This is a genomic window from Mycobacterium sp. (assembly GCF_035314905.1).
In the GTDB taxonomy this organism is placed as follows: domain Bacteria; phylum Actinomycetota; class Actinomycetes; order Mycobacteriales; family Mycobacteriaceae; genus Mycobacterium.
Window position 1 is genome coordinate 1 of record NZ_DATFYW010000198.1, and the last position, 15,299, is coordinate 15,299.

The following is a 15,299-nucleotide window of genomic DNA, read 5'->3' on the forward strand; positions in this document are numbered from 1 at the left end:
GATCCGTTTGCGCTTTGCACACAACGCATTGCCGACCCAACGTAACCTTCCGAATTGGCTTGTCAGGGAACAACTTATGGAAGCAATCAAAGCAAATCTTCTGAATCATCAGATCGGATCTTTCAGTCAGAGGTCCCGGTACTGGTCGAGGTTCGTGACCCCGGCCGGCGGCGACGACGCGGGTTCGGTGTACCGGATGCGCAGGCCCTGTCGGGCGTCCAGCGTGGTGGCCATCACCTTCTCGCGGGCGCGCAGCTCGGCGGCCAGTCCCACCGGCCCGCCGGCGTAGAACCTGCCGGCGTCGTCGAGAGTGGCAGCGCCTTCAACCAGTCGGGCGGTGGATGTGCTGAGCACCACCCCGCCGGGCGGCGCAACCGACTCCATCTGCTGAGCCATGCCGACTTGCTCACCGACGGCGGTGTAACCGAACGCTCCTGAACCGATTTCACCGGCTATCACCTCACCGGAGTTCAGTCCCACCCGCAACTGGAGGTCCACACCGTCGCGCTCTCGGACTTCGACGGCAAGCCGCTTCGCCTCCTCCTGAACGCCCAAGGCAGCCAGGCAGGCACGAACGGCGTGGTCCTCCAACGCCACCGGTGCTCCGAAGACCGCCATGATCCCGTCGCCCGTGAACTTGTCCACCGTGCCGCCGTAACGCTTCACCACCGCCGCAGAACGCTCGATCAGCTCGGCCATGATCTCGCGCAGCCGCTCCGCACCAACCGTTGCCGCGATGTCCATCGAATGCACCACATCGGCGAACAGCACGGCGACCTGCTTGTACTCCGCATGCATGTCGGGCTCGGCAATAGGCGAGCCACAGCCGTGGCAGAACCGAGCATTCTCTAGAGGTTCGGTGCCGCACGTACGGCACGCTGTTACGGCCGTCATCCGACCTCCACCGCTCCCGGACCCAGAGTTCCAGGGTTCTCCCAGGATAGGGCGCTTGACACCTGGCGAGGGCGTTTATCGGCTCAGAGTCAGTGGCATGCGGCACCGGTCACCCGTCACCGGTCTGGGGCACAACGATCGTTGTTCCTGCGGCGCTGGGTCCTTATATCCAGATAAGCCCCCGCCGAGGAGCCAACAGAGCTGAATCCGGCCATAACCGCATTGTGACTGCTCGCGTAAGCCCAGCGGCTCAGACCTCCAACTTAAACTGGCTAAGTAAGGACGGACCCAACGGGCGCGGCACTCACGCGCCCGCTGTCGAGTGTCGCCCGTGCACCGGTGGCTATGCGGCTGCTACTTCGGTGGGCAGGTCACGTCGAGTTCGTATACACGCCAGCGATGTAGTGGCCGGCGATGTTGCAGAGCAGTTCATAGCGTCCCGGGGAGACGGTGATGGTGGTCCAGCCGGTCGCCCCGGGGATGATGCCGGTACTGGGGCGAGGGTTCGTCACCGCGGTCAGCGCCGCAGGTGCGTAGGGCCTCGCCCTTGCGCAGCGATACTCCGCCGCCTACGCCGACTTGCAAACATCGGCCGCCCTCAAGGATCCCAGGAAAAGCTCTGAGCGGGCCGTCACCGCACTCGGATCGCACCAGGGTCACCGGTGTGCAGGGCCACGTAGAGGCCTGTGGGGTCCATTCGACCCCGGCCAGGACGCTGAGCACAGCGTCGGCCAGGAGTGTCGAGAAGCCTGTAGGTCAGCTGCCGTCACCGGCTGGAAGAGCTTGGCACGAAAGGCCTGGCTCGCAACGATGGCGGCCTGCGCGGCGGTCGCGCGGGATCGGTCACGCTGTTGGCGGATGGCCAACACCTGATTGACGATCAACACCGTGATCAGGACGACGAGAATGCCCCCGACGGCATCGGTGGTGGAAGCCCGCGACGACCACCAACGCCGAAATACGCCGTCAGTGAGATCGAGAGTGATGAGCGCCGACGTCAGCAGTGCCACCACGACGGTCGCGGAGCCGGCCTGCCAACCTTTGAGCATCCCGGAATCCTAGGTTCCCGCCCCGACTGGCAACCGGCGCCGGCGGTGTTCCCCGGCGATTCAGCCCGGGTTGCCGGTGTCGGGGTCGAGGGCCAGCGCCGGCTGGTTCGGCGCGTTGAAGTCGAACATCGCGTCGAGCGGTCCCGCGCGGTCGTCCAGCGAGTCGTCCCCGATCCGTCCGGTTTTCCAGTTGTCTTCGATGAACCGCAGGATCGAGGTCTGGTCGGTGGTCGTGTGATCGACGAAGTTGGGCCGCGCGTAAGGGGAAACGATGAGCAGCGGCAGCCGGGGCCCGGGGCCGCAGCGGCCCTGGTAGGGGACCGGTGCAGTAGCGGGGTTGCCGCAGACGCCGGGTCCGTTCAGTGCGTCCTGCGCGCTGAACGACGCCGACACGATGGGTGACGCTTTGTGGTCGTACCAACCGTCGGAGTCGTCGTAGTTGATCACCACGGCGGTCGTCTTCCAATCGGGCAGCCGCTGCAGGTGGTTCATGGTGTCGACGAGGAAGCGTTGCTCGTCGATCGGGTCGGAGTATTGGGCATGGCCGTCCTGATAACCGGGCGCCTTGAGGTAGCTGACGGCGGGCAGGTGACCGGTGTCGGCGGCGGCCCAGAAGTCTGACAGGTCGTATTGGTGGTTGGCCTGGTCGGTGCGGCCGATCTCCGCGACCGAACTCGGCGGCAGGTGGTGCGGGTTGGCCGTCGACGGGTAGTACTGGAACGGTTCGTGGTGAGGGATGTAGTCGCCCTTCACGCCGAATGGCAGCGGGCCTGACGTGCCGCTGCCGCCCACCGCCTCGCCGACGTTGTGGGTTGCCCCGCAGACCGCGGTGCCGTCGGGCTTGCGCGCGGTCGGTTTGAACCCACCCTGGAAGAACCCCCAGGTGATGTTGTGTGCGTTGAGCAGGTCGCCGACGTTTTTGTTGTCGCCGCTCAACTGCACCTGGTCGCGATCGGAGCAGTCGTCGCCGAACGGCTGGGCGTCGGCGATCAGGGTGCCCTGCCCCTTGCCGGCGTTCTCGATGACCTCATTCGCGGGAAACGGTTTGCCGCCCGGCATGAATTCGTTTGTCACACCGTGGGTTTGGCCTGAAACAAGGTTGATCGCTGCGGGTGCGGATGGTCCGAACGTGGCGTTGTAGGAGTTGTCGTTCATCGCGAAGTGCTGGGCATAGTTCCACAACGCGGTGACACTGTTGCCGTCGTAGTAGCTCATGACCATGCCGGGTGCGCTGAAGAACGGCGGCGCGCAGTGCGACGCTTCGGTGTATTCGACGAATTTGTCCATCGCGCCGCCGTTGAAAGCCAGCTGCTCCGCGCGGTATTCGTGGTCCTGGTCGCAGGTCAGCTGCTGCCCCGGTCCGCCCAGGCGTACCGGCTGCGCCTTGTTCGGGTTGTGCGTCAACAGCCCTTGGGTCAGCCCGTCGACGGCCGGGGTTCCCGGCAGCGCGGTGAACCGCTGGCCGTCGACGTTCGCGGCGTTGGGATACGTGCCGAAGTAGTGATCGAACGAGACGTTTTCCTGAAAGATGACCACGAGATGCTCAATCGGGCTCGCGGTCCGCGCAGCCGGCGCGGACGCCGACGAACAGGAAACCCCCGTAATCGCCAGCACTGCCACTGACACGAGCGCGGTGCACAATCGCGGCATAACACCCGGATTCTATGGAGGCGCGCCGTGTTCGACAATTAGGGCATGGGTTCCTATGTTTCCGGTGGCGGTGGATTCGAACGCGACACCGACTACATCACCACCCGCATCACCGCCGACGGGCGTGACGGGTATCCCGTCGAACCGGGGCGCTACCGTCTGATCGTCGCCCGTGCCTGCCCGTGGGCCAACCGCACGATCATCGTCCGGCGCCTGCTCGGCCTGGAAGATGTTCTGTCCATTGGCTTTTGCGGACCCACCCACGACGAGCGCAGCTGGACGTTCGACCTCGACCCGGGAGGCGTCGACCCGGTGCTGGGGATTCCGCGCCTGAGGGACGCTTACTTCGCCCGCTTCCCGGACTACCCGAAGGGCATCACGGTGCCGGCGATCGTCGACGTGCCCACCGGCCGGGTCGTCACCAACGACTTCGCGCAGATGACGCTCGACTTTTCCACCGAATGGACGCAATATCACCGCCGGGGCGCGCCGCAGCTGTATCCGGAGCCGCTGCGGGGCGAGATCGACGAGGTCGCCCGCCGGGTCTACACCGAGATCAACAACGGTGTCTACCGGTGCGGCTTCGCCGGCTCGCAGAAGGCCTACGACGCCGCATACGACCGGCTGTTCTCTGCGCTGGACCGGGTCGGCGAACGGCTGGAGAATCAGCGATTCCTCGTCGGCGACACGATCACCGAGGCCGACGTGCGGCTGTTCACCACGCTCGCGCGGTTCGACGCCGTGTATCACGGGCACTTCAAGTGCAATCGGCAGAAGCTGTCCGAGATGCCCGTCCTGTGGGCTTACGCGCGCGACCTGTTCCAGACGCCCGGCTTCGGCGACACCGTCGACTTCGTGCAGTGCAAGCAGCACTACTACATCGTGCATGCCGACATCAACCCGACCCGGATCGTCCCCAAAGGTCCCGACCTGTCCAACTGGCTGACACCGCACCGACGGGAAGCTTTGGGCGCCACGCCGTTCGGCGACGGAACGCCGCCGGGTCCGCCCGTCGAAGGCGAGCGGGTGCCACCCGCTCACGGGGCGCGGGCGGCCTAGGGCCAGACCGTTCGCACCGACCACTCGGCGTGCGGCATGTCGCCCACCTCCCCGTTCTGGTCGACAACGAGGGTGAGCAGCTGGACCACCACACCCAGCAGCCGTCCACGCTGGGGGTCGGTGGTCGGAATCGTGACGGCCAGGCGGGTGTCGGGACGGTACAGGGTCGCGGTCGTGTCGCGGGGATCCTCGTAGACCCGCAGCAGCCGCCACGGCGCCTGGCCGATCGCAGTCGGCACGGACAACTGCACCGGATAGCGCGCGCTGATTGGCAACTCACCTTGCGTATGCGGGTTCCGGCAGTCGGACAGGTCCAGTACGTTGCAATAACGGTACGGGCCGACCCGTGTGAGATGCCCCTGTGAGTACGCGCTGATCTCCGGATACTGCGGCGGCTTGCCGCGCACCAGCAGCCATACGCCGACGCCGACGACGACGGCGACCACCACGGTCACCGCCGCCAGCACGCCGACGACGCGCCTCACTCCCTGGTCACCACCGCGGTCGCGCCGCCGGGTCGCCTGCCCTCCGGCTCGGCCACGATCGGACGGTTACCGCCGAAGCCGGGAATCAATGACTCGCCACGGAAGCTGACCACGGTCTGCGCCAGCCCGAGAATCAGAAACGCCGAGATCGCGGTGAACCCGACCCACAGTTCGGTGTAGACCAGCACGCCGACGGCGCCGCCCGCCACCCACGCCAGCTGCAGCAGCGACTCGGACCGGCCGAACGCCGACGCCCGCGACTCCTCCGGCAGGTCGTCCTGCAGCGACGCGTCCAGCGACGCCTTCGCGATCGCGCTCGAGCCCGACGTCACCAGCGTCGCGACGGCGGCGACGAGCAGCTTCCCGGAGAACGCCGCGGCCAACGCGAAAACCGTGACCGCGGTGGAACAGCGCACCACCAGCAGCGACGGCCGGCCCAGCTTCAGCCGGGCGGCGAGGGCGTTGCCGCCGAGGTTGCCGACGGTGGCCGCGGCGCCGATGAGGCCCAGCATGCCCAGCTGCACCCAGCCGCTGGCCTGGTGGGCCTTGGCGACGAACGCCGGATACAGGAACAGGAACCCGACCATCATCTTGATCGTGACGTTGCCCCACAGCGCCGCAATGATGTTGCGGCCCAATGGCTGTCGCGGCCTGCTCTGCTTGCGTCCGTGCGGTGGCCGCCGGCGCAGCGGCCCGCTGCGGCCGTGGTAGCTCAGGGTCGCCGGGACCTCCCCCTCGGTGACCTCCACCCAGCGCGGGATCTGCATCGACAACCACGCGCCCGCAATCGTCGCGAGCACCACCACGAACAACGCACCCGGCAGGTGGAAAACCTTGGTGAACACGTACTCGATGCCCGCCGCGATGCCGCCGCCGATGATGGTGCCGCCGATCAGCCCGAAGACCGTCAGCCGTGAGTTCACCCGCACCAGGTCGATCGTCGGGGGCATCACGCGCGGCGTCACCGCGCTGCGCAGCACGGAGAACGACTTGGACAGCACCATCATCATCAGGGCGCACGGATATAGAACCCAGCCCGCATAGCTGCCGGTGGCGCCGTCGTAGTTGGCGATCAGCACGATCGCGAACACGGTGCGCAACGCGAACGACGTCGCCAACGCCACCCGGCGACCGTGCTGCACCCGGTCCAGCGCGGGGCCGATCAGCGGGGCGATCACCGCGAACGGCGCGATCGTGATCAACAGATACAGCGCGACCTTGCTCTTGCTCTCGGCCGAGGCCGCGGCGAAGAACAAGGTGTTGGCCAGCGCGACGGCCATCGCGGCGTCGACCGCGAAGTTGGCCATGACCGGGTACGTGAGCGCCGTCAGGCCCGACTTGTCCGCGCCGTCGGCCGTCGCCGCGCGGTGGAACAGGCCGTACATCTTCGAGCCCATTTCACGGCTGCGCATCGCCGCGGCGCGCGTGACGGTGACGCGCTGACCGCTCGCCGCGCCCGCCCGCGGCGGCGGCGAGCGGTAGTCGGAGCCGGGATCGTCCAGGGGCGGCAGGTATCGGTTCGCGCTGGGCATCGACGGCCGTCGCGGTTTGCGGTGGTTGACCCCGTCGCTGGGATAGTTCGCCATCCCGGGGTGCTCGTCTGCCCCGCCGGGGACGGGACGCGGCGGGTAGTAGCGGCGATCCTCGCTGCCCCGAGAGTCACGCCGCGCCCCGCTCACGGGTTCGATTGTCCCCCATCCGCACACCTGGCGTGGTTAGCCGCCCGGTGTGGCCGCCGGCCCGCGCGTCGGGCACTATGGGTGGCGATGGACGCCATCGACAATGCGCTGCTCGCCGGTGCGGTGGAGCAGGCCCGCGCCGCGGTCGCCGAGTTCAGCGGCGAGGACGCCGTCGGCGACTACCTCGGGGTGGGCTACGACGACGCGACCGCCGCGACGCACCGCTTCCTGGCCAAACTGCCCGGCTACCAGGGCTGGCAGTGGGCGGTGGTGGTGGCGGCGCATCCCGGTGCCGACCACGCGACGATCAGCGAGGTCGTGCTGGTCCCGGGTCCGACCGCGCTGCTGGCGCCGCGGTGGGTGCCGTGGGAGGAGCGGATCCGGCCCGGCGACCTGGGCCCGGGCGACCTGCTCGCCCCGCCGCGCGATGACCCGCGGGTGGTTCCCGGCTACACGGCAACCGGCGATCCGCAGATCGACGACACCGCGGTCGAGGTGGGCTTCGGCCGCAGGCAGGTGCTCAGCGAATGGGGTCGCGCCGACGCGGCGCAACGCTGGCACGACGGTGAGTACGGACCCCAGTCGGCGATGGCCCGTTCCACCAGGCGGGTCTGTCGCGACTGCGCGTTCTTTCTGCCGCTGGCCGGCTCGCTCGGCGCGATGTTCGGTGTCTGCGCCAACGAGCTGTCGGCCGACGGCCACGTCGTCGACGCCGGGTACGGCTGCGGTGCGCACTCCGACACGTCGACACCACAGGGCGGTGCCTCGGCCCGCTACGACCCGTACGACGACGGGCTGCTCGACCTCGTCGAAACCGACTGTTCCTAGCCGTTTTCCGCGGCGGCCTTGATCCGGGCCAGCGACGCGTTCATTCCGTCGACGAGCTCGCGTTCGAAGCTCGGCACTCCGCCGAACAGCGTGCTGACCAGAAAGTTGGACGACGCCTTGACGCCGTTTTCGGCGTGCCGGCGTTCGATGACGCGGGTGCCGTCGGCCGTGGGCTCCAGCTCATAGCTCCAGATGGTGTTGTTGGCGTTCACGCGGAAGGCCAGCTTCTTCTCCGGGATCATCTCGGTGATCGTGCTGGTGGTCGGCCAGAACAGCCGGTGGCGGCGGTTGAGATTGACGGTGCGCGTGCCCTGGCGAACGGGCCCCAACGCCTTCATCATTCGGCATTGCGGGCTCCATTCCGGCATTCGGCCCAAATCGGTAATCAACTGCCAGACCTTCTCGGCGGGGGCATTGATGTCGATCTCGGCCTGCAATAGCGGTGCCGGCATTGGCTTCTCCTCGCTCGGAATTCTCGAATTACGCAAGCCCGGTTTGGGCTCCCCGCGATCCGCTTCGGGCAGCACGACGTTGCCACAGAAACAGTAGGGTTCCGAACACGGCCAGGCCCAGCCCGGCGACCGTGACCGGGCGCCAGCTTTGAAGGCTTCCGGCCGTGAACGCCACGACGGCCGCAACGACCCAGGCCAGCGTGCACACGATGATCACGGGTACCGGGTCGAGCAGGATCGCGGGCAGCGGCGGGGGTGTGACGACGGCCCTCGCGCCGTCGCGTTCCCCGGCCGGCGGGCCGCTCGGTTGCTCGGTCATCGGGACCAACCTAGCCGATCCGGGAAAATGCCGGGCAAATTTCCCTTATTACCGTGTCTAACTGGAGGCCGATATCGTAACCTTTGCCACGTGAAGGACGCGGACGCCCGGCTGGCCAGCGACCTCGCGCTCGCGGTGATTCGGTTGGCCCGCCAATTACGTTTTCGCCAGCCCGACTCGCCGGTTTCACTAACCCAGCTTTCCGCATTGTCGACGCTGTCGAAGGAGGGCGCGATGACACCCGGTGCCCTGGCGGTTCGGGAGCGGGTGCGGCCGCCATCGATGACCCGGGTGATCGCCTCGCTGGCCGAACTCGGTTTCGTCGCCCGCACGCCGCATCCGGTCGACGGCCGTCAGGTGCTGGTTTCGGTGTCCGACGCCGGCGTTCACCTGGTCGAGTCGGAGCGTCGCGCCAGCCAGGAATGGCTGCGCTGCCGGCTGGCCGAGCTGGAACCCGGCCAGCGTGACACGCTGCTGCAGGCTGCCGATTTGTTGAAGGCCCTCATCGACGAAGGCGTGTGATCGTCCCCGTCGTCGATGTCGCAGATCCCGCTGACCCGCGGCTGGACGACTTCCGCGACCTGAACAGCATCGACCGCAGACCGGACCTGCCGACGGGCAAGGGGCTGGTGATCGGCGAGGGGATCCTCGTCGTGCAGCGGATGCTGGGCTCGCGGTTCACCCCGTTCGCGTTGCTCGGCACCGACCGGCGGCTGACCGAACTCGGCGCGGACCTGGCGGGCTTCCAGATTCCCTGCTACCGGGTCGACGCCGACGTGATGGCGCGGGTGGTCGGGTTTCACCTCAACCGCGGCGTGCTCGCCGCGGCCCGCAGGCCATCGCAACTCGCGCTCGCCGAGGTCCTCGCAAACGCCCGCACGGTCGCGGTGCTGGAAGGGGTCAACGACCACGAGAACCTGGGATCGATCTTCCGCAACGCCGCCGGCCTGGGCGTGGACGCGGTCGTGTTCGGTCCCGGATGCGCCGATCCGCTGTACCGCCGCGCGGTGCGGGTCTCGATGGGTCATGCGCTGCTGGTGCCCTACGCGCATGCGCAGGCGTGGCCGTCGGATCTCGACACGCTGCGGCGCAGGGGTTTTCGCCTGCTCGCGCTGACGCCCGACCCGCACGCCCTGGCGCTGCCCGACGCGGTCGCCGCGGTGGCGGGCGATCCGGTGGCGATCCTCGTGGGTGCCGAGGGGCCGGGGCTGACGGAGCGCGCCATGCGGGCCGCCGACCTGCGCGTGTGCATCCCGATGTCACGGGGCACCGATTCGTTGAACGTGGCCACGGCTGCCGCGCTGGCGTTCTACGAGAAGGCTAGGCTCGCGCGGTGACCAACGACTCCACGCCGTGGGGGACCGGGCTGACGGTGGCGGCGTTCACCGCCGCGGTGACGGCCGCGGCGATCGTGGTGCTGAGCCTCGGGGTGGCGCGGGTGCATCCGCTGCTGGCGGTCGGCCTCAACGCGGTCGCGGTCGGCGGCCTGGCGCCCACGCTGTGGGGGTGGCGAACCGTGCCGGTGCTGCGCTGGTTCGTGCTGGGCGGCGGCGTCGGCGTCGCGGGAGCGTGGTTGGGTTTGCTGGCGGTCGCGCTGTACCGCGCGTGAGGACTTAGCGCTGGCCCCCGGAGCGCACGTCGAGCAGCACGTCCTCCCATGCCGGCACCGCCGGCTTGCCGCGGCGCGTGCGCGGCGGCTGTGCGGGCGGCTCGTCGTTGTCCCCGGTCGGCGGCGGCGCCGCCGCATCGAAATCCAGTTGGGCCACCGGCGCGACCGGGCGCAGCGGGCGGTCGAACTCCGGGTTGATGAGCTCGCTGGCCGCGTCGTCGAGCGCGGTCACGGTGCCGCCGTGGGCGCCGGGCGTGAAGCGGAAGTGCGCGCGGTTGTCCGAGCGGCCGGCCTGCCACGTCAGCTGCACCGTCCACCGGCTGTCTTCGTTCTTCCACGCGTTCCAGGTCGTGGCGTCGTGCTCGAGGCCGCGGGCCACCAGCGCCGTCGTCACCGTTTCGAGCAGCGTCATCAGCGACGGCCCGTCGGCGAGCACCGGGTGCGCGGCGGTAGCCAGCTCGGCCGCGCGGGACCGCTCCAGCAACACCGGGTGAGCAAATCGCTCCACCCGGGACGGGTCGACGCCTGCGCTTTGGGCGACCTGTTCGACCGACGCCCCCGCACGGATCCGGGCCTGAATCTCCTTGGGAGTGAGCACGCTTGTGACCTCGATGTCGATTTGGGTTTGACCCGCACGAGCCTGATCGCCACACACCGCCGCCCGCAGGTGCTCGTCGGCGCGCAGCACGAATGTCTCCGCCGGGTTCTTGGTTTCGCAGATGATGCGTTTGCCGTCGACGTCGAGTCCAACAACTTTCAGTTCCCGCATGCCGACCTCCTCCGGGCCGCGGCGCCGAGCCCGTCAGGTGGGCACTCTAGCGCAGCGACCAGCGAAAACGGCGCTGACACGCCGCCGGCCTCACAGCCGTTCCACAACCCAATCGACGCATTCGGTGAGCGCGCTGACGTCGTCGGGCTCGACGGCTGGGAACATCGCCACCCGCAGTTGGTTGCGGCCGAGTTTGCGGTACGGCTCGGTGTCGACGATGCCGTTGGCGCGCAGCACCTTCGCGACGGCGCTCGCGTCGACGTCGTCGGAGAAGTCGATGGTGCCGACCACCTGGGAACGCAGCTCCGGATCGGTGACGAACGGCGTCGCGTACGACGACGCCCGGGCCCATGAGTACAGGCGCTGCGACGAGTCGGCCGTCCGCTTGACGGCCCACTCGAGGCCACCGTTGCCCAGCAACCAATCGATCTGCTCGGCCATCAGCACCAGGGTGCCGATGGCCGGGGTGTTGTAGGTCTGGTTCTTCCGGCTGTTGTCCACCGCGATGGGCAGCGACAGGAAGTCGGGCACCCAGCGGCCCGAGGCGTCGATCGCCTCGACGCGGGCCAGCGCGGCCGGGCTGAGCAGCGCCAGCCACAGGCCGCCGTCGCTGGCGAAATTCTTCTGTGGCGCAAAGTAATACGCGTCGGCGTCGGAAACATCGACGGGCAGGCCGCCGGCCGCGGAGGTGGCGTCGATGACGATCAGCGCGTGCTCGCTGCCCGCGGGGCGGCGCACGGGCACCGCGACGCCGGTTGACGTTTCGTTGTGGGCCCAGGCGATCACGTCCACCGATGGATCCGACCGCGGCTCCGGGGCGCTGCCCGCCTCCGCCTTGTCGATGATCGGCTCGCCGATGAACGGGTTCTTCTCGACGGCGGAGGCGAACTTCGAGCTGAACTCGCCGAAGGCCAGGTGCAGCGAGCGCCTGTCGATCAGGCCGAACGCCGCCGCGTCCCAGAACGCGGTGGCGCCCCCGTTGCCGAGCACGACTTCGTAGCCGTCTGGCAGCGAGAACAATTCGGCCAGGCCGGACCGCACCCGTCCGACGAGGTCCTTGACCGGGGCCTGGCGGTGCGACGTGCCGAACAGCGGCGCGGCGGTCGTCGCCAGCGCCTGCAGCTGTTCGGGCCGCACCTTCGACGGCCCCGAGCCGAATCGACCGTCCTTGGGTTTGATGTCGTCAGGGATGTTCAGCGTGTCGGCCATGCCCTCAAGATTAGTGATTGAGTCTGACGTCCGGATTCCGGCGGTGGACAATACCCGATACCTGCGGTACCGTTGTACATAGAGCGACCTGATGTAAACCCCACGGGAGGTTTCGAATGGCCCGCACGCGACTGGTCAAACGCTGGAAGCGCAACATGGAGGTTCGCGAGGACACCCGGTACGTGGACATGCTGAACACGCTGTCCGAGGGCTCGGTGCGCCGCAACTTCAACCCCTACACCGACATCGACTGGGATGCCCCGCAGTTCGCTGTCACGGAGAACGACCCGCGCTGGGTGCTCCCCGCGAGCGACCCGCTGGGCCGCCATCCCTGGTACCGGGCGCAGCCGCTGGAGAAGCAGATCAAGATCGGCATGTGGCGGCAGGCCAACGTCGCCAAGGTCGGCTTGCACTTCGAGAGCATCCTGATTCGCGGCCTGATGCAGTACACGTTCTGGTTGCCCAACGGCTCGCCCGAATATCGCTACTGCCTGCATGAATCTGTCGAAGAATGCAACCACACCATGATGTTTCAGGAGATGGTGAACCGCATGGGGGTGGATGTCCCCGGCATGCCGAGGCTGCTGCGCTGGGTCTCCCCGCTGATCCCCCTGCTGGCCGGCCCGCTGCCCGTCGTGTTCTTCTTCGGTGTGCTCGCCGGGGAGGAACCGATCGACCACACCCAGAAGAACGTGCTGCGGGAGGCCAAGTCGCTGCACCCGGTCATGGAGCGGGTGATGGCCATCCACGTGGCCGAGGAAGCACGTCACATTTCGTTTGCTCACGAGTACCTGCGCAAGCGGGTGCCGCGAATGCGCCCGCGGCGCCGGTTCTGGCTGTCGCTCCACGTGCCGTGGATCATGCGGGTGCTGTGCCAGGCCATCGTCGTGCCGCCGAAGAGCTTCTGGCGGGAGTTCGACATCCCGCGGTCGGTCCGCAAGGAGCTGTTCTTCCGTTCGCCCGAGTCCCGGCAGATGCTGCGCGACATGTTCGGCGACGTCCGGATGCTCTGCTACGACGTCGGATTGATGAGCCCGGTGGCCCGGCTGGTGTGGCGGATCTGCAAGATCGACGGCCGCCCGTCGCGCTACCGCAGCGAGCCGCAGCGCGAGCACGTCGTATCCACCGTGCCGGCGGCCTAGGCCGACACTGAGAACACATGCCGCACTTCATCACCCAGTCGTGTTGTAGCGACGGGTCCTGCGTCTACGCGTGTCCGGTGAACTGCATTCATCCCACGCCGGACGAGCCCGGCTTCCGCACGGCCGAGATGCTGCACATCGATCCGGTTACCTGCGTGGACTGCGGTGCCTGCGTTTCGGCGTGCCCGGTCGGCGCGATCGCGCCCGAGAGCAAACTGACCACCGCCCAGCTGCCGTTCATCGAGATCAACTCGTCGTTCTATCCTGAGCGGCCGCCGACTGAGAAGCTGCCGCCGACGTCGAAACTGGCGCGGGTGGTCGAGGCACCGCTGATCCGGCCGCGCCGCGGCGGCCCCCTGCGGGTGGCTGTCGTGGGGTCCGGTCCGGCGGCGATGTATGCCGCCGACGAACTGCTGACCCAGCGCGGTGTGGTGGTCGACGTGTTCGAGCGGCTGCCGGCGCCGTACGGGCTGGTGCGTGCCGGCGTGGCGCCCGACCACCAGACCACCAAACGGGTGACCCGGCTCTTCGACCGGATGTCGCGGGACCGCGACTTCCACTTTTACCTGAATGTCGAAGTAGGACAGCATATCTCGCATGAGGAGCTGTTGCGCCACCACCACGCCGTCCTGTACGCGGTCGGCGCTTCGGCAGACCGCCGCCTCGACATTCCCGGCTTCGGCCTGCCCGGCACCGCCACCGCGACCGAGGTCGTCGCGTGGTACAACGCCCATCCCGAGTTCGCCGGGCTGCCGGTGGCGCTGGACCGTGAACGTGTCGTGATCGTCGGCAACGGCAACGTCGCGCTGGACGTCGCGCGGATCTTGACCACCGATCCGCGGATGCTGGCCGGCACCGACGTGTCACGGACCGCGCTGAGCGCCTTGCGGGACAGCAAGGTGCGCGAGGTCGTCGTCGCCGCGCGCCGCGGGCCCGCGCAGTCGGCGTTCACCCTTCCCGAGATGATCGGCCTGGCGTCGTCGTCGCGGGTGGTGCTCGGCGCAGCGGATCACGACTTGGTCCGCGCCGAGCTGGCCGCCTGCACCGACGCGTTGACCCGGCACAAGTTGGAGCTGCTGTCCTCGCTGGAGGTCGCCGACGACCCACAGCAAGACCCCGACGACGCGCCTCGGATCCGGCTCGCGTATCGGCTCACGCCGCGTCGTGTGCTGGGCAGCGCTCGCGCCGAGGGCATCGAGTTCGTCGTGACGGGCACCGACGAGACGCGCGAGCTCGACGCCGGGCTGCTGCTCAGCTCGATCGGCTATCGCGGCCGGCCCGTGACCGGCCTGCCGTTCGACGAGGCCGCCGCGGTGGTGCCGAACCACGCCGGCCGCGTCGTGGATCAGAAGACCGGGGCGCCGGTGCCGGGCAGCTACGTGGCGGGCTGGATCAAGCGGGGCCCGACGGGATTCATCGGGACCAACAAGTCCTGCGCGCAGGAGACCGTCAACGCGCTTGTCGACGACTACAACCGCGGGCTGCTCGCCGATCCCGACGGCACGCCCGCAGGCCTCGACAGGCTGGTGCGGGACAGGCAACCCGACGTGGTCGACCGGGCCGGCTGGCGCGTCATCGATCGCGCCGAAATCGAGCGCGGCGAGGCCGACGGCAAGCCACGTGACAAGTTCACCACCGTGGCCGAAATGCTCGCCGTCGCCGCCGGGCCCCGGCCGCGCCCACGGCACCGCCTCGCGGCACTACTGCGCGGCTAAGCCTTCGCCCGCAGGTACTCGAGCACCGCCGGCCAGTCCGGGAATTCCGGTGACCCGAAGTGAATCCACTCGCCGTCGAACTTGTCCGCGCCGTTGTTGGGCCGGTCGTCCACCAGAAACTCGCCGCGGTTGAGGTCCTTGTGATGCGTCAGGATCAGCCGCTTGTAGGCCGGCGAGTCCTCCTCGCTGCCGAGATGCTCGTGCACCCACTCGATCTTGTGCTGCCAGGCCGAGGGGTTTCGCCACGGCGCCGTCGACAGGAGATAGGTGTCGAACAGCTCCGAGAGCTCGTTGAACGCCTCGATCGCGCCGGGCATCGACCGCATCAGCGCGAAGATCCCCGGCGCCTCGTCCATGCGCCCCTGGTACTTGGCCACCACCAGCGGGTCCAAACCCTCGATGCGATGGCCGAAGTCGACCATCGTGTTGTCCAGGTCGAT

General features: G+C 68.3%; 16 protein-coding genes and 1 pseudogene. 7 read left to right on the forward strand and 10 right to left on the reverse strand.

What is annotated here, in order from left to right; all coding sequences use genetic code 11:
• Positions 1 to 300 precede the first annotated feature (300 nt).
• From VKG81_RS17225 to VKG81_RS17235, 3 genes and pseudogenes are all read right to left on the reverse strand, one after another.
• Positions 301 to 894: pseudogene (locus VKG81_RS17225) on the reverse strand (adenylate/guanylate cyclase domain-containing protein); the annotation flags it as partial.
• Positions 895 to 1,265: 371 nt separating this feature from the next.
• Positions 1,266 to 1,406 (reverse strand): hypothetical protein, encoded by a 141-nt coding sequence (locus tag VKG81_RS17230; RefSeq protein WP_324397763.1) that lies wholly within the window; start codon positions 1,404 to 1,406, stop codon positions 1,266 to 1,268.
• A 597-nt stretch (positions 1,407 to 2,003) separates the two neighbouring features.
• The gene (locus VKG81_RS17235; RefSeq protein WP_324397764.1) at positions 2,004 to 3,479 is read right to left on the reverse strand and encodes an alkaline phosphatase family protein; all 1,476 of its coding nucleotides are present in this window, start codon (positions 3,477 to 3,479) and stop codon (positions 2,004 to 2,006) included.
• Positions 3,480 to 3,638: 159 nt separating this feature from the next.
• Between VKG81_RS17235 and VKG81_RS17240 the strand changes: the two genes are divergently transcribed.
• Positions 3,639 to 4,652, forward strand: a complete 1,014-nt coding sequence (locus VKG81_RS17240) for a glutathione S-transferase family protein (RefSeq protein ID WP_324397765.1) — start codon at positions 3,639 to 3,641, stop codon at positions 4,650 to 4,652.
• Here the strand turns inward: VKG81_RS17240 and VKG81_RS17245 are convergent.
• A complete protein-coding gene (locus VKG81_RS17245; RefSeq protein ID WP_324397766.1) occupies positions 4,649 to 5,137 on the reverse strand; it encodes a DUF2771 domain-containing protein in 489 nt (162 codons plus the stop codon). The genes VKG81_RS17240 and VKG81_RS17245 overlap by 4 nt on opposite strands.
• On the reverse strand, positions 5,134 to 6,723 hold the full coding sequence (locus tag VKG81_RS17250; protein WP_324397798.1) for an MFS transporter: 1,590 nt from the start codon (positions 6,721 to 6,723) through the stop codon (positions 5,134 to 5,136). Before VKG81_RS17250 ends, VKG81_RS17245 begins: the two co-directional genes overlap by 4 nt.
• A gap of 180 nt (positions 6,724 to 6,903) precedes the next feature.
• Here VKG81_RS17250 and VKG81_RS17255 point away from each other — a divergent pair, with 180 nt between their 5' ends.
• A complete protein-coding gene (locus tag VKG81_RS17255; protein WP_324397767.1) occupies positions 6,904 to 7,644 on the forward strand; it encodes a DUF3027 domain-containing protein in 741 nt (246 codons plus the stop codon).
• Here the strand turns inward: VKG81_RS17255 and VKG81_RS17260 are convergent.
• Both VKG81_RS17260 and VKG81_RS17265 read right to left on the reverse strand, forming a co-directional pair.
• Complete coding sequence (locus VKG81_RS17260; RefSeq protein ID WP_324397799.1) at positions 7,641 to 8,096, reverse strand: SRPBCC family protein; 456 nt, start codon at positions 8,094 to 8,096, stop codon at positions 7,641 to 7,643. The genes VKG81_RS17255 and VKG81_RS17260 overlap by 4 nt on opposite strands.
• Positions 8,097 to 8,124: 28 nt before the next feature.
• Positions 8,125 to 8,415: a DUF2530 domain-containing protein gene (locus VKG81_RS17265; protein ID WP_324397768.1), complete on the reverse strand. Its 291-nt coding sequence runs from the start codon at positions 8,413 to 8,415 to the stop codon at positions 8,125 to 8,127.
• Between the two features lie 90 nt (positions 8,416 to 8,505).
• On the opposite strand from VKG81_RS17265, the gene VKG81_RS17270 reads away from it, so the two are divergent.
• The 3 genes from VKG81_RS17270 to VKG81_RS17280 are packed head-to-tail and all read left to right on the forward strand — an operon-like array spanning position 8,506 to position 10,024.
• Positions 8,506 to 8,937 (forward strand): MarR family transcriptional regulator, encoded by a 432-nt coding sequence (locus VKG81_RS17270; protein ID WP_324397769.1) that lies wholly within the window; start codon positions 8,506 to 8,508, stop codon positions 8,935 to 8,937.
• The gene (locus VKG81_RS17275; RefSeq protein ID WP_324397800.1) at positions 8,937 to 9,752 is read left to right on the forward strand and encodes an RNA methyltransferase; all 816 of its coding nucleotides are present in this window, start codon (positions 8,937 to 8,939) and stop codon (positions 9,750 to 9,752) included. The genes VKG81_RS17270 and VKG81_RS17275 overlap by 1 nt, the downstream gene beginning before the upstream one ends.
• Positions 9,749 to 10,024: a DUF2537 domain-containing protein gene (locus VKG81_RS17280; protein ID WP_324397770.1), complete on the forward strand. Its 276-nt coding sequence runs from the start codon at positions 9,749 to 9,751 to the stop codon at positions 10,022 to 10,024. Before VKG81_RS17275 ends, VKG81_RS17280 begins: the two co-directional genes overlap by 4 nt.
• Positions 10,025 to 10,028: 4 nt before the next feature.
• On the opposite strand, the gene sepH is transcribed toward VKG81_RS17280, so the two are convergent.
• Positions 10,029 to 10,793, reverse strand: a complete 765-nt coding sequence (gene sepH, locus VKG81_RS17285) for a septation protein SepH (protein ID WP_324397771.1) — start codon at positions 10,791 to 10,793, stop codon at positions 10,029 to 10,031.
• Between the two features lie 90 nt (positions 10,794 to 10,883).
• The gene (gene serC, locus VKG81_RS17290) at positions 10,884 to 12,002 is read right to left on the reverse strand and encodes a phosphoserine transaminase (protein WP_324397772.1); all 1,119 of its coding nucleotides are present in this window, start codon (positions 12,000 to 12,002) and stop codon (positions 10,884 to 10,886) included.
• Positions 12,003 to 12,118: 116 nt separating this feature from the next.
• On the opposite strand from serC, the gene VKG81_RS17295 reads away from it, so the two are divergent.
• Together VKG81_RS17295 and VKG81_RS17300 are read left to right on the forward strand one after the other, a co-directional pair.
• Complete coding sequence (locus VKG81_RS17295; protein ID WP_324397773.1) at positions 12,119 to 13,144, forward strand: diiron oxygenase; 1,026 nt, start codon at positions 12,119 to 12,121, stop codon at positions 13,142 to 13,144.
• Between the two features lie 17 nt (positions 13,145 to 13,161).
• The gene (locus VKG81_RS17300; protein ID WP_324397774.1) at positions 13,162 to 14,859 is read left to right on the forward strand and encodes an FAD-dependent oxidoreductase; all 1,698 of its coding nucleotides are present in this window, start codon (positions 13,162 to 13,164) and stop codon (positions 14,857 to 14,859) included.
• On the opposite strand, the gene VKG81_RS17305 is transcribed toward VKG81_RS17300, so the two are convergent.
• Entirely contained in the window at positions 14,856 to 15,281 is a 426-nt protein-coding gene (locus VKG81_RS17305) for a 5' nucleotidase, NT5C type (RefSeq protein ID WP_324397775.1), read from the reverse strand. The two genes, VKG81_RS17300 and VKG81_RS17305, sit on opposite strands and share 4 nt — an antisense overlap.
• Positions 15,282 to 15,299: the final 18 nt, after the last annotated feature.